This window comes from Agrobacterium sp. LEGMi-208b, assembly GCF_059511785.1.
In genome coordinates this window covers 255,516-269,581 of record NZ_CM183446.1, presented here as the reverse complement: position 1 = coordinate 269,581, position 14,066 = coordinate 255,516, and the positions used below count along the sequence as shown (strand labels likewise).

Annotated in this window: 13 protein-coding genes; 4 read left to right on the top strand and 9 right to left on the bottom strand. The window is 61.1% G+C overall.

What is annotated here, in order from left to right:
• Positions 1-37 precede the first annotated feature (37 nt).
• Both AC5YUO_RS16025 and AC5YUO_RS16020 read left to right on the top strand, forming a co-directional pair.
• Positions 38-1,804, top strand: a complete 1,767-nt coding sequence (locus AC5YUO_RS16025) for a TRAP transporter large permease (RefSeq protein ID WP_496156565.1) — start codon at positions 38-40, stop codon at positions 1,802-1,804.
• Between the two features lie 16 nt (positions 1,805-1,820).
• Entirely contained in the window at positions 1,821-2,819 is a 999-nt protein-coding gene (locus AC5YUO_RS16020) for a TRAP transporter substrate-binding protein (RefSeq protein ID WP_496155915.1), read from the top strand.
• Positions 2,820-2,873: 54 nt separating this feature from the next.
• On the opposite strand, the gene AC5YUO_RS16015 is transcribed toward AC5YUO_RS16020, so the two are convergent.
• Positions 2,874-4,385, bottom strand: a complete 1,512-nt coding sequence (locus tag AC5YUO_RS16015; RefSeq protein WP_496155914.1) for an aldehyde dehydrogenase (NADP(+)) — start codon at positions 4,383-4,385, stop codon at positions 2,874-2,876.
• A gap of 245 nt (positions 4,386-4,630) precedes the next feature.
• On the opposite strand from AC5YUO_RS16015, the gene AC5YUO_RS16010 reads away from it, so the two are divergent.
• On the top strand, positions 4,631-5,038 hold the full coding sequence (locus AC5YUO_RS16010) for an antibiotic resistance protein VanZ (RefSeq protein ID WP_496155913.1): 408 nt from the start codon (positions 4,631-4,633) through the stop codon (positions 5,036-5,038).
• A 77-nt stretch (positions 5,039-5,115) separates the two neighbouring features.
• Here the strand turns inward: AC5YUO_RS16010 and uxuA are convergent, their stop codons facing one another.
• The 8 genes from uxuA to AC5YUO_RS15970 form a co-directional block, all read right to left on the bottom strand.
• Entirely contained in the window at positions 5,116-6,318 is a 1,203-nt protein-coding gene (gene uxuA, locus AC5YUO_RS16005) for a mannonate dehydratase (protein ID WP_496155912.1), read from the bottom strand.
• A gap of 16 nt (positions 6,319-6,334) precedes the next feature.
• The gene (locus AC5YUO_RS16000) at positions 6,335-7,381 is read right to left on the bottom strand and encodes an L-idonate 5-dehydrogenase (RefSeq protein WP_080819101.1); all 1,047 of its coding nucleotides are present in this window, start codon (positions 7,379-7,381) and stop codon (positions 6,335-6,337) included.
• 321 nt (positions 7,382-7,702) lie between these two features.
• On the bottom strand, positions 7,703-9,109 hold the full coding sequence (locus AC5YUO_RS15995) for a TRAP transporter large permease (protein ID WP_496155911.1): 1,407 nt from the start codon (positions 9,107-9,109) through the stop codon (positions 7,703-7,705).
• A gap of 4 nt (positions 9,110-9,113) precedes the next feature.
• Entirely contained in the window at positions 9,114-9,686 is a 573-nt protein-coding gene (locus AC5YUO_RS15990) for a TRAP transporter small permease (RefSeq protein WP_020809476.1), read from the bottom strand.
• 60 nt (positions 9,687-9,746) lie between these two features.
• The gene (locus AC5YUO_RS15985; protein WP_110760313.1) at positions 9,747-10,721 is read right to left on the bottom strand and encodes a sialic acid TRAP transporter substrate-binding protein SiaP; all 975 of its coding nucleotides are present in this window, start codon (positions 10,719-10,721) and stop codon (positions 9,747-9,749) included.
• 63 nt (positions 10,722-10,784) lie between these two features.
• The gene (locus AC5YUO_RS15980; RefSeq protein ID WP_496155910.1) at positions 10,785-11,501 is read right to left on the bottom strand and encodes a FadR/GntR family transcriptional regulator; all 717 of its coding nucleotides are present in this window, start codon (positions 11,499-11,501) and stop codon (positions 10,785-10,787) included.
• Positions 11,502-11,807: 306 nt separating this feature from the next.
• Positions 11,808-12,716, bottom strand: coding sequence for a CHAD domain-containing protein (locus AC5YUO_RS15975; protein WP_496155909.1), 909 nt, complete (start codon positions 12,714-12,716; stop codon positions 11,808-11,810).
• Complete coding sequence (locus AC5YUO_RS15970; protein ID WP_400812692.1) at positions 12,700-13,188, bottom strand: CYTH domain-containing protein; 489 nt, start codon at positions 13,186-13,188, stop codon at positions 12,700-12,702. The genes AC5YUO_RS15975 and AC5YUO_RS15970 overlap by 17 nt, the downstream gene beginning before the upstream one ends.
• A 171-nt stretch (positions 13,189-13,359) precedes the next feature.
• Here AC5YUO_RS15970 and AC5YUO_RS15965 point away from each other — a divergent pair, with 171 nt between their 5' ends.
• Complete coding sequence (locus AC5YUO_RS15965) at positions 13,360-13,998, top strand: 2-dehydro-3-deoxy-phosphogluconate aldolase (RefSeq protein WP_004433419.1); 639 nt, start codon at positions 13,360-13,362, stop codon at positions 13,996-13,998.
• The last annotated feature ends 68 nt before the right edge of the window (positions 13,999-14,066 follow it).

Genomic DNA, 14,066 nt, shown 5'->3' with positions numbered 1-14,066 from the left:
GCAGTGGCGCAAAAGCTTCGAGACGGCAGCGGCGGTGATGCTGTCACGCTTCGATGCCGTGCTCGGCGCGGTGGCCGCATTGATCCTGGCGGCACTTCTCGTGGTGGTGCTGGTCAATGTCACCCTGCGATATCTGTTCCATACCGGCTTCATCGGCGCGGAAGATCTCGGCATATGGCTCAATGTGGCGATGATCGCCGTTGGCGCACCGCTCAGCCTCAAAAGCGCATTGGCAATGCGGCTTGATGTCTTCGTGCGCTTCCTGCCGCAGCGGTTTCATACCGTCACTGAAATTCTGGCCGATGCATTTTCCTTCGTCGCGGCGCTCATCCTCGCTTTCGGCGGGGTGGAGATCGCGGCGATGCTCGGCGGCATTTCGCCGACGCTCGGCCTGCCGGAATGGGTGCGTTTCGGTTTTCTCGGCGCGGGCGGCGGGCTGATCCTTGTCTATCTGGCGCTTCAGCGTTTCAGCGAAGGCAAGATGCTCGCCGTTCTGCTGTCCATGGCCATCGCACTTGCGGCCTATGTTGGCCTGCCGGAGGTGTTTATCGATACGAGCCTGCCGCCGAGCCTGTTTCTGGCGCTGACGGCGGCGGTGGGACTGGTTCTGGCGGCACCGCTCGCTCACGCTTTTCTTGCCGCCGCTTATGTGGCGATTGCCTTCGGCAGCACCTTGCCGGAGCCGGCCATCGTTTCCTCGACCGTAACAGGCATGTCGAAGTTCCTGCTGCTCGCCATCCCATTCTTCCTGCTGGCCGGAAGCCTGCTGACGGTATCCGGTGTCGCCAACCAGCTCGTCCGTTTCGCCGCTTCCGTCGTCGGCCACCGCCGGGCGGGTCTGGCGCAGACGACGCTTTTGACCAGCGTGCTGTTTTCCGGCGCATCCGGCTCATCGGTCGCCAACGCCGCCTTCGGCGCTTCCACCTTCCAGCCGGAACTCGTCAAACACGGTTATCCGCCGGCGCAGGCGGGCGCGATCATCGCCGCGACATCCGTGCTGGACAATGTCATTCCGCCCTCCATCGCTTTCCTGATCCTTGCCACGGCCACCAATCTTTCGGTTGGTTCGCTGCTGGTCGGCGGTTTCTTCGCTGGCGGGCTGATGGCGGTTTGCCTAGGCGTGGCGATCCATTTGAGCGTGCGTAGAGTCGATATCCTGCCACGCGCCACCGGGGCAGAGCGATGGGGTTCGGCCATAGCCGCCATACCGGCTTTCGGCCTTGGCATCATCGTGGTGGTCGGCATCCGTATCGGCATCGTCACCACCACGGAAGCCGCCGCCCTTGCGGCACTTTATACGCTGCTTCTCGGCTTCGGTTACCGGCTGGGCGCCGGCCGCATATTCGTGACCTTCCGGCAATCGGCCGGCGAGGCGGCGGCGATCGGTCTTCTGATCGGCACGGCCGGCCCTTTCGCCTTCCTGCTGGCGGTGGATAATGTCTCCGGCCTCGTTACGGATTTTGTCACTTTGCTTGGCGGCAGCAAGATCGCCGTCCTGCTGCTCTCCAATCTCATCCTGCTCGCGGTCGGTCTGGTGCTGGATATCGGCGCGGCGATCCTGCTTTTCGGGCCGATCCTGCTGCCCGCCGCGGTGGCGGCCGGCATCGATCCCATTCATTTCGGTGTCATTCTGGTGGTCAATCTGATGATCCACGGCCTGACGCCGCCGCTCGGCATGCTGATCTTCGTGGTCAGCGGCGTGACCCGTGTTCCGGCGACAGCACTTTTCCGGGCGGTCATTCCCTATCTCGTTTCGCTTCTCGTTGCCCTCGCAATTTTGTGCATCTGGGCCATATTCTTCTAAGTCAGGAGTTTTCGCCATGACCATTATCGATCGCCGTCATCTCCTCAAACTCTCCGCTCTCGGGGCTGCGACGCTCGCCGCACCTGGTGTGGTGCGCACGGCGCATGCCAGAACCCGCAGCCTCACGGTCGCGTCGCTGTTTGCCGATGACAAGCCGGAGACGAAAATATGGGTCAGGATCAGCGAGCTGGTGGAGGCGAAATTGCCCGGCCGTTTTCGCTTCAACATCGTCAAGAGCGGCGCTCTGGGCGGCGAAAAGGAAGTGGCGGAAAACATCCGCCTCGGTTCGGTTCAGGCCAGCCTCTCCACCGTCTCTTCGCTGTCCGGCTGGGTACCGGAACTGCAGATACTCGATCTGCCCTTCCTGTTCCGCGACGGCGAGCATGTGCGCAAGGTGGTGACGGGCAAGACCGGTGAAGAGCTGAAGACGAAGCTCGCTGCACAACAATTCATTGCCGCCGATTTCATCAATTATGGCGCACGCCATCTTCTGACCAAGGAGCCTGTGACCCGGCCGGAACAGTTGAAGGGCAAAAAAATCCGCGTCATCCAGAGCCCGCTGCACACCAGATTATGGAGCGCCTTCGGCATGACGCCGGTCGGCATTCCGATCACCGAGACCTATAATGCGCTGGCGACCGGGGTGGCCGACGCCATGGACCTTACCAAATCGGCCTATGCCGGTTTCAAGCTTTACGAGGTCGTGCCTTATCTGACCGAGACCGGCCATATCTGGGCTTCAGGCGTGGTTTATTACGGTGCAGCCTTCTGGAACCAGCTGGACGACGAGGAAAAGAAGGTACTCTCGCAAGCCTCCAGCGAAGGTGCCCGTTATTTCAATCAGTTGATCGTTGAAGATGAAGTAAAGGCCGTCGATCTTGCGCTCTCGAAGGGCGGCAAGGTGCTGCAGCCGGAAGTGCTGGATGAATGGCGCAAGGGCGCGCAGGGCGTCTGGCAGGATTTTGCCGGAATTGTCGGCGGTCTCAAAAAGATCGAGGCGATCCAGTCTATCTGACGCAGCTGCGTCGAACATGAAAGGGGAAGGCGCTTTTGCGCCTTCCCCTTTGTTTTAGCGGATATCGTCAGGCAGAACGTCCGAAGGAATGTTCTGATAGGAAACCGGACGCATGAAGCGGCGGATCGACATGGTGCCAACCGAGGTCGCGCCGAAATTCGTCGAGGCCGGGTAGGGGCCGCCATGCACCATGGCTTCGGAGACTTCGACGCCGGTCGGGAAGCCGTTGGCAAGAACGCGGCCCGCCTTGCGCTCCAGGATCGGCAGCAGCTTGCGGCCGAGTTCGGCGTCGCCAGCATCGAGATGCATGGTTGCCGTCAGCTGGCCTTCGAAGCTCTTGGCGACCTCAAGCATTTCCTCGGTGCTATCAACCGTTACGATCAGGCCGAGCGGTCCGAAGACTTCTTCGGCAAGCGCATGGTTGGCAACCCAATCCTTGCCGGAAACCCGGAACAGATACGGCGTTGCATTGCGCAGGTTGCAGGTGGTGGTCAGCACGTCGCGCACGCCGTTGCCGGCAGCGATACGGTCACGTCCGTCGCGATAGGCAGAAGCGATACCATCCGTCAGCATGACCTGCGGGCCGACTTCGGAAAGTGCGGCGCGCGCGGTTTCAGCAACCGTATCCGCCTGCTCGGAGAGAATGACGGCGATGCCGGGATTGGTGCAGAACTGGCCCGCACCCATGGTCAACGAACCGGCCCAGCCCTTGGCGATGGCCTCGCCGCGAGCGGAAACGGCCTCCGGCAGGAGGAACATCGGGTTCACGGAGCCGAGTTCGCCGAAAAAGGGGATCGGCTCAGGGCGTTGGGCGCAGAGATCGAACAGTGCGCGGCCGCCAGCGAGCGAACCGGTGAAACCGACTGCCTTGATGCGCGGATGCTGCACGAGCGCGGAACCGACATCGCGGCGGCCGCCCTGGATCAGCGAGAAGACGCCGGGATGCAGATTGTGCTTCTTGACGGCGGCGAGAACGGCTTCGGCAACGATTTCGCCGGTGCCGGGATGGGCGGAATGGCCCTTGACGACGACGGGGCAGCCGGCAGCCAGAGCAGCAGCGGTGTCACCACCGGCCGTGGAGAAGGCGAGCGGGAAGTTGGAAGCGCCGAAGACGGCGACGGGGCCGATCGGGCGCTGCATCAGGCGGATATCCGGGCGCGGCAGCGGCTGGCGATCCGGCAGCGCTTCGTCGTGGCGGCGGTCGAGATAATCACCCTTGCGGATATGCGAGGCGAAAAGGCGGAGCTGGCCAACGGTGCGGCCACGTTCGCCCTGCAGGCGTCCTGCGGGCAGGCCGGTCTCGGACGAGCCGATTTCGGTGATGGCGTCGGCGCGTGCTTCGATCTCATCGGCGATGGTGTCGAGGAATGCGGCGCGCTCTTCGCGGGTGGTGTAGCCGTAGCTCCAGAAGGCTTCTTCAGCAGCTTCTGCAGCCTTGTTCACCAGATCGACCGTGCCGACCGAAAAATCGAAAGCCTCGCCATGTGCAGGCTCGCTGCGGAATTTTGCTTCCGTTGCGACCCATTCTCCTGCAACCAGATGTTTGCCGTGCGGCTTGAAACTCATTGTGCTCTTCCCTGAAAATCTGATCCTGCGTGGAAAATCCACCCGACACCGCGACATGAACCGAAGGGCGACAGCACAAACGCCATCAGCCGCGATCCTCGTCCGGTTGCCTTCTGCCTTAGCCCGTGCGGGGCCTGAGCGAAAGCCGGTTTCTCAACTATTTGACCAAAAAGTGTGATTAATTGGGCGAGGTGTGAAAAACACCCGCTTCCGTTTACGCGCACGGCGTTTTATATGACGTCATGATGACAAATAGACTTCCGAAATACATCGCCTGGTCGGTTTTTCTGCTGATCGTGATCGTTACAATCTGCCCGATCGGCTTTCGGCCTCACACGCTGATGACGGTCGGGATAGACCGTGCCGCCGCCTTCGCTTTCTGCTCGGCGGCTTTCGTGTTTGCCTATCCGCGCCACTGGCTCGCCGTCATCGTTGCCGGCGTGGTGGCAGCTTTCGGTATCGAGGGGCTGCAATTTTTGTCGCCCACACGGCATCCGCATATGACGGATGCCGTAGTGAAAGCCGTCGGCGCCACAGTCGGTGGGCTGGCTGCTTTTTCCTATCTCCAGTTCAGGGCACGATTGACTGCAGGTTCTCTCATCCGTCATTCCGGCCTTGAGCCGGAATCCAGCCAGCCCAAGTCGTTGGGCTGAAAAGACTCGTCCCGCCGCGCAGACGCGCGACGGCTGGATACCGGCTCAAGGCCGGAATGACGGACTAAGGAACTCATTCAGTTCGTTCCTAGCCCGAAACGGGCATGCGACAGGGTGCGCTCGATACCGCGCAGTTCCGCCAGCCCTTTCAGCCGGCCGATGGCGGGATAACCGGGCTGCGCACCGCGCGTCAGGTCATCGAGGATTTCCTGCCCGTGATCGGGCCGCATCGGAATGGTGTGATCTTCACGGCCTTCGGCGCGACGGCGGGTTTCCTCCGACAGAAGTGCGGCGATGACGGCGACCATGTCGGTGCCGCCTTCCAGATGTTCGTCCTCGAAGAAGGAGCAGGGCACGGTATCGGTGTCGCGCGTCACATTGCGCAGATGCACGAAATGGATGCGATCGGCAAAACGGCTGGCGATGAAGGGCAGGTCGTTATCCGCCCGTGCGCCGAGCGAGCCGGTGCAGAGCGTCACGCCATTGGCGCGGCTGTCGACCTGCGACAGCATATGGGCGTAGTCGTCTTCCGTTGAAAGAATACGCGGCAGGCCGAGCAGCGGCCAAGGCGGATCATCACCATGGGCGCAGATATTGATGCCCACTTCCTCGGCAACCGGCGTCACCTCGGAGAGAAAGTCGATCAGGTTCTGCTGCAGCCTTTCACGGTTGATGCCGTGATAGGAGCGCAGTTTTTCGAGCAGCTGGGCGAGCGTATAACCATCCGCCGAGCCGGGCAGGCCAGCGCCGATATTGCGCCCGAGCGCGGTGATTTTTGTATCCGGCATGTCGGCGAAGCGTTTTGCCGCTTCCTCCAGCAGCCAGTCCGGATAGTCGGCCCCGGCGTCCGGGCGCTTCAGAATATGAATGTCGAAGGCGGCGAAATCGGGAAGATCGAAGCGCATCGCCTTTGCGCCGTGTCTGGTTTCCCAGCGCAGGTCGGTGCGGGTCCAGTCCAGCACCGGCATGAAATTATAGCAGACGGTGCGGATGCCGGAGGCGGAGAGGCGGCGCAGGGTTTCCTGCCAGTTGGCGATGTGATTTTTCCAATCCCCGGTCTGGGTCTTGATATCTTCGGAGACGGGCACGCTTTCCACCACGTCCCAATAAAGCCCGCCGGCCTTGATCGCCTCATGCCGTTTGGTGATTTCGTCCACCGGCCAGACATCGCCGGTGGCGATGTGGTGCAACGCGCTGACGATGCCTTCCGCACCCGCCTGAGCCGCATCCTGAACCGTGACCTTGTCGACCGGGCCGAACCAGCGCCATGTATGTCTCATCTTAAATCCTCAAATATCAGTCTGCTGAAAATGTCAGTTGCACCTTGCAGGCGGCGGAGCGGTCTCCGGCCTGTTCAAAGGCCGCTTTCGCCTCGCCGAGCGGGAAGCTGTGGGAAATGATCGGCCGCACATCGATCCCGCGCGTGGAGATAAGCCCGGCGGCGATGGCGAATTCATCATGGAAACGCTGCGAGCCGCGCCAGAGGATTTCCTTGCCCACCAGCGCATTGAGCGGAATGGTGATGTCGCCGGTGACACCCACCTGCACGATGGTGCCGCGCGGGCGCACGCAGGCAAAGGCGGTGCGAAGCGCGGGTGCTGCGGCGGAGCAATCGAAAATGACGTCGAAATACCCCTTGTTTTCCTGGTAGGGCAAAAGCGCCTCGATGTCCTTTGCGACATTGATGGTGCGGTCGGCACCCATGGCGGGTGCGCGTTCCAGCGCGGCATCGGTGAGATCGGTCGCGACGATGGCGCCGGCGCCGGCATGGCGGGCGGCGGCAATGGTCAGAAGGCCGATGGGACCGGCGCCGGTGACCAGCACCTTCGCACCTGTCAGATCGCCGGCCTGGGCAACTGCATGCAGGCAGACGGCGAGCGGTTCGGTGCAGGCGGCCTCGGCGGGCGAGGTCGCGTCTGAAAATGTTGCGCATTGTTTTGCCGGAACCACCAGCCGGTCGCGGAACATGCCCTGCTCATGCGGCAGGCGCATGGCGCTGCCCATGAAGCGCATCTCGAGGCAATGGATCGGCTGGCCCTTCAGGCAGAACTGGCAATGGCCGCAGGGCTGCGACGGATTGACGGCGACGAGCTGGCCGATGGCGAGCCCGCTGACGCCAGCGCCCAAAGCCGCGATATGGCCGGATGCCTCATGACCGCAGATGATCGGCTCGCGCACCCGCACCGGGCCGAAACCGCCATCCTGATAATAATGCAGATCGGAGCCGCAGATGCCGCCTGCCGCCATGGTGAGCAGCACTTCGCCGGGGCCCGGAGCCACAAGCTCCTGCGTTTCGACGCGGATGTCCTTAACGCCGTGTAGACGTGCCACGCGTGTCTGCATGACGATGCCCTTTCTTTAGGTGGTTGCACTGGACACGACGTTTGAAAATCATTTGACAATCCTGCGTGTGGCTTACCCCCCTCTGTCCTGCCGGACATCTCCCCCTCAAGGGGGGAGATCGTTCCTTGGCGATGTCTCGCACCTCTCGACGGTCGAGAATGAAGTGGCGAGAAAGCGTCTTGCTGATCTCCCCCCTTGAGGGGGAGATGTCCGGCAGGACAGAGGGGGGTGAGCCACACGCGGAATCGTCAATGATTTTCAACCATCGTGTACTGTGTTGAAACCCGCGCGGTGGCGACCGCGCGGGTGTGGATGTTTGTCTTAGCGGATCAGGCCCATTTCGGTCGGCAGCCACAAGGTGATTGCCGGAATGAAGGTGATCAGCAGCAGCGCCACGAACAGCGGCACCAGCCATGGCAGAATGGCCATTGTCGTGCGCTCGACGGAGAGTTTCGCCACACGCGAGAGCACGAACAGCACCATGCCGAGCGGCGGATGCAGCAGCCCTATCATCAGGTTGAGCGTGATGATCAGGCCGAAATGCACCGGGTCGATATTGAATTGCAGCACCAGCGGCAACAGGATCGGCACGAGGATGGTGATCGCTGCAATCGTATCGAGGAAGCAGCCGACGAACAGCATCAGGAGGTTGACCAGCACGAGGAAGATCCACTTGCTGTCAGTGATCGTCAGGATCGCCGCCGACAGAAGCTGTGCGGCCTGACTGACGGTCAGCAACCATGCGAAGACGGAGGCTGCCGCGACGATGAAGAGCACCGAAGCGGTCGTCTCTATGGTATCGAAGGTTGATTTTGCCAGCGTCTTGAAGGTCATCGTCCGGTAACGGACGAGCCCGAGGAACAGCGACCACAGAACAGCGGCAACGGCGGCTTCCGTTGGCGTGAACCAGCCCATGGTCATGCCGCCGATCAGGATGACAGGCGTCATCAGCGCCATCACGGCGGAGAAGTCGAAATACCAGTCGCAGGCGAGCAGGATGACCAGCACGATCAGTATCGACAGGTTCAGCGACAGGCCGAATGCCGTGAGGATATAGATGCCGAGCGGCACCATCATCACCACGAAGACTTCTATCGATGCGCCGAAGATGGTTCTGAGGCTGAATGGTGTGTCGGAGCCCCAGCCCTTGATATAGGCGAAGACCGCAACCGTGATCATCATCAACAGCGTCATGACGACGCCCGGGACGATGCCGGCCATGAACAACGCGCCGATCGAGACGTTGGCCATCATGCCGTAGATGACGAAAGGCAGCGATGGCGGGAAGATCGGCCCGAGCGTTGCGGAGGCGGCAGTAACGCCGACGGCCGCTTCGACCGGATAACCGTGATCTTTCATGGCCTTGATTTCGATGGTGCCGATGCCGGCGGCATCGGCAAGTGCGGTGCCCGACATGCCGGAAAAGATCACCGAGCCGATGATGTTGACCTGTGCGAGACCACCCTTCATCCAGCCGACCAGCGCGACAGCGAAGGAATAGATGCGTCCCGTCACACCCGCCGTATTCATGAGATTGCCGGCAAGGATGAAGAAGGGAACGGCCAGAAGCGGGAAACTTTCCACACCCGCGATCAGCCGCTGCGCCGCGATGATATCAGGCGCGACGTTGTAAAACACGATGTAGAGCAAGGAGGCCGAGGCCATGGAAATGGCGACCGGCAGGCCGATTACCATCAGCAGAAGAAACGAGCCGATAAGAAGCAGCATCTGGTCAATCCCCCGCGCTCTGGAATTCTTCGGGCCGTTCCAGAACGGAATAGCCGCGCTGCATATTGGCGATGAACACCTGCACGGAGCGGAAGAACATCAAGACAAATGCCGCCAGAACCGTGTAGAAAACGATGTTGCGCGGCAGCGCCACGGTGACCATTTCCTCATCCGCGACAATTTCCAGATAACGCCACATCAGCCAGGATGTGTAGGCGAAGAACAGGATGCGCAGCACATCGACAAGGATCGACATGGCGCGGGCCACCTGCGGCGGCACGTAGTGATAAAGCACATCCACCTGAATGTGGCGCGACATGCGCACGCACATGACCGACCCTAAAAACACCACGCCGATCAGGCAGTTGACGGCGATTTCTTCCGTCCAGGCGTAACTGTTGTTGAGCACGTAGCGGGTGAAGAACTGAAGGAACACGCAGCCCGTCATCAGCCAGAAAAGGCCGAGCGTGACCCAGTCCTCGAATGAATAGACCTTGAGATCGACCTCGGGCGGCGCCTCATCGAACGTATGGGCGAGTTCCTCAGGCGTGACCTGAGTATGGATTTCCTGCGACATTGAGATATCCCGTCTGGAGAGAAAGGGCGGTGCGGCAAAGGAGCCGCACCGGATCTTGGCTCACTTGACGGCGCGAATGGCTTCCCAGTCGGCCTTGTCGTAACCGAAGTCCTCGAACTTCACTTTTTCGATGACGTTCTTTTCGAAGTCGGCCTTGTCGACTTCGGCAACGGTCAGGCCGCGCTTCTTGAAGTCTTCGACGAGGCTTTTCTCGCGTTCATCGATGGTCTTGGTGGTCCGCTCGGCGGCTTCCTGCATGACTTCGGTGAAGATTTTCTTGTCGTCATCGGAGAGCTGCGACCAGAGGTTCTTCGAGATCACCGTGTTGAGGTGGTCAACGATGTGGCCGGTCAGGACGATGTTCTTCTGCACTTCGAAGAACTTCTTCGCCTCAATGGTGGTCAGCGGATTTTCCTGCGCATCGACGGTGCCGTTCTGCAGCGCGAGATACACTTCCGCAAAGGCAATCGGCGTGGTGTTGGCGCCGCAGGCGCGCGGCATGGCCAGATAGGCCGGAACGTCGGGAACGCGCATCTTCAGGCCCGCCATGTCGGCGCAGGCGGCAATCGGCTTGTTGGATGTGGTGTGGCGCGTGCCGTAATAGCTGACGGCGGCGATGTGGTTGCCGGTCTTGTCTTCATAACCCTTGGCGAGGCGCTTGAAGATATCGCTCTTGGTATAGGCGATCAGATGGCTCGGATCGCGGAAGATGTACGGAAAATAGGTGACGCCGATCGGCTTGAAATCACGTGCGGCAAAGCTAGAACCGGAGATGATGATGTCAACGGTGCCGATCTTCAGGCCCTGGTTGATATCGGCTTCCTTGCCAAGCTGCGAGGCGGGGAAAACATCCACCTTGTAGCGGCCATCGGTGCGCTTGGCGATCTCTTCCGCCGCCCAGACCGAATCGGTGTGGAACGGTTCGGAGGTCTCGTAGACATGCGCCCATTTCAGCGTGGTCTGTGCCTGCGCCGCCAGGGCGGAAAGCAGGATGGCGGCTGTTGCGCCCATCAAAGTCGACAATCTGATTTTCATTCTTAACTCCTCCCGAATTAAAGCCAGATGTACTGTTTTTTCCGTTGCCGGTTGCGGCGACGGTCACTCTTCCCCGATCGTTTCCTCCCCGAAACTCTCGGAAAATCTCTTTTGCGACAGTGTCAGATGCTGCCGCATCGCCTCGCGGGCCCCTTCCGGGTCGTTGGCGGCAATGGCGTCGCGGATCGCGCGGTGTTCCTGCACGGCGAGGTTCCAGGTGTGCGGGCCTTCGAAATAGCTTGCGAGCTTTTCGAAAAACGGTGACAGGCTGCGCTCGTCATAGATCAGGCCGGTAAAGCGATTGAGTGCCGAATTGCCGATGATGTCGGCAATGGCGGTGTGGAAGGCCCGGTCGAAATTGAGCGCCTTTGGCGAACTGTCGAGCGCGCCGGCCATACGTTCGATGATGTCATCGAGCTTGGCGATGCATTCCGGCGTGGCAAGCCGTGCGGCTTCCTCGGCAATCGCGCTCTCGATGATGCAGCGCGCCTGCAGGATTTCGAAAGGCCCATGCGCATCCGGCACGGGCGGCTTTTCCCTGGCCTGCCTGCCGGCAGCGCTGACATAAACGCCCGAACCCATGCGGATATGGATGTGGCCTTCCACTTCCAGAACGATAAGGGCTTCACGAACGGTTGGGCGGGAAACGCCGAAGCGTTCCGCAAGGTCCCGTTCCGCCGGCAGGCGCTGACCTTCGGTCAGCTCCCCGCTTTCGATGAGCAAGCGAATTTGTTCCGCGACCAGCCGGTAAAGGCGGCGCGGCTCCAGAGCCACAAACATGATGTCCCTCCCAGCGCGAAGGTCTCCCCCCGTTCGCGCAAGCGGTAAGATGGTCTTACCAATTTTATTAGGACGCATTTGTGCGGCGCTGTCAATTGGCCGCTGGCGGAAAACTACGCGGCTTGAGTGTGGAGCGGTTCAGCGGTTGGGCGTTTTGGTAATTACCGTCATACCTGCCTTGAGCCGGTATTCAGCCATTCCAGGTCCTCGGGTCGGAAAGAGCCGTCTCGCGGCGCGGGGGTGCATTGGCTGAATTCCGGCTCGAGACCGGATCGCGGACGGCGGCCAGCACCAAAGGAATCCGGGCTATTTCGCCGCCCGCCGCCACAACAGTCCGACGATGCGGCTTTCCGTGCGGGCGGATTCTGAAAATACCTCGTTCGCCAGCGCAAGACCTTCGGTGCGCAGGGCCTGCTGCCTTTCAATGATGGCGTCGAGCAGCAGAGCGAGCCGCTCGCCATTACCGAAACGGTCCGGCTCGCGGTCGGCGACGGCGGCGAGAACAGAGAGATCGTGCTCGTGGCCAAGAATATCGACCAGCCGCTTGGTATCGGCCCGCTTGGCGCGCATGGCGGAAGGCCAGAGCCGGCGCATCAGGCCGAGATGCATCCAATAGGCCTGCCCGGCTTTGCGCAATTCATGGAAATGCTCGACGTCGGCCTGCTCGTGGCAATCGGCAAGCGCCTGGCGCGCCGTTTTTCTCTGTTTCGACCAAGCGGTTCTCAGCAGCCGGCCGGTGTCTTTCAATTCATCCGGCAGCGACACGGCCTCGAGCTTCCTGCGCGCTTCGCCGCAGCCGGCAATGGCGACGGCAATGGCCTCGTTGAGACCGGCCTCATGTTCCATGGCGTCGTCGCGGCGTGCGCGCAGCATCGCGGTGATCGATCGCAATGCTTCGCCCTGCGCGTCCGAGCGCGCGAAGGCCTCGAGATATTCCCCCGTCTCCACCAGCGCCGTTGCATCGCGCGCAAAGGCAAGGGAGCGGGCAATATCGCGAATACGCGCATTTTCCTCGCGGCCGAAATCCGGCGCCGCCTTGCGGATGAGGCGGTAGAGGGCACGCAGTCGCTTGAACCGCTTGCGGGCGTCATGCACCGCCTCGTGCGATCCGGACGGCTGGTCACGCAGGATCGTGATCGTATCGTCGATCAGTTCCAGTCCGGCACGGCGGATTTCATCGCCGAAGGGTTTTTTCGGGTCAATTCTGAAGGGCATCCGACAGGTCTCCGTTCGGACAGTCCATGGCGAGCGACTGGTTGGAGAAACGCTTGTCTCCGGTTACTTCCCTGCCCAGCCAGGACGGCAGATCGGGATTGGCATTCTCGTCATTCATTTCCACTTCCGCCACGACCAGCCCGTGATATTTCCCTTCGAAAACATCCACCTCCCAGGTGAAGCCGCCGTGATCGACGGTGTGACGGGTTTTTTCGATCACCACGCCCGGCGCGCTCGCCATCAGCTCTTCGGCGTCCTTGAGGGGTATGGAATATTCATATTCGTCGCGAACAAGCGCGCTCGCGCCAATCTTGATGGTCAAGGTCGCATCGCGCTGGTCGACGATCCTGACCCTGACCGAGCGGTTTTCCATCGAGGCGACATATGCCTGCCGGAAAGCCATGCTATGCGTGACCTCATTGCGCCATTCACCGCCTGCAACAAGAAACTTCCGTTCAATTTCCTTGGCCATGCTGTCTCCGCGAACTGGAGCGCCAGATTATCGCAATATGATAGTGTGATGAAGCGAATTGATTGAAGTATCTGGATAAAAATGCGGCCGGCGCGCCTCGACATGAAAGCCGAGGCAGGCTAATCGATAGACGGAATTTCAATCGTTTCAATTGCGCAAGGGAGGCTTATCTTGGCCCAGGACTCCGAAAAACTGCTCTCCATCCTCAAGCTCCAGCCGGTCGTTCCGGTGCTGATCGTGGATGATGCCGCTTCCGCCGTGCCGCTTGCGCGCGCTTTGGTCGCAGGCGGCCTGAAGGCGATCGAGATCACCATGCGCACGCCGGCGGCACTCGACGCCATCCGCGCGGTCGCTGCGGAAGTGGAAGGCGCCAATGTCGGCGCCGGCACCATTCTCAACGCCCGGGATTTCGAAGCGGCGGCTGAAGCCGGTTCCACCTTCATCGTCAGCCCCGGCATCAACAAAAGCGTGCTGGAAGCCGCGCGCGGTTCCAAGGTGCCGCTGCTTCCCGGTGCGGCCACGGCCAGCGAAGTCATGGCCCTGCGCGACGAGGGTTACAAGGTGCTGAAGTTCTTCCCCGCCGAACAGGCCGGCGGCGCGCCTTACCTCAAGGCGCTGTCTTCGCCGCTTGCCGGCACCGTCTTCTGCCCGACCGGCAGCGTGTCGCTCAAGAACGCCAATGATTATCTCTCGCTGCCAAACGTCGTCTGCGTTGGCGGCTCCTGGGTTGCCCCGCGTGAGCTGGTGGCAACGGGTGACTGGGCGGGTATTACCAAGCTCGCTGCCGAAGCCGCAGCGCTGCGCGCCTGATTTGCGTCCTGTCAAACCCGTTCACGAAGGCGTGAGCGGGTTTGACATTTGTATTCGGCCCACGGCTT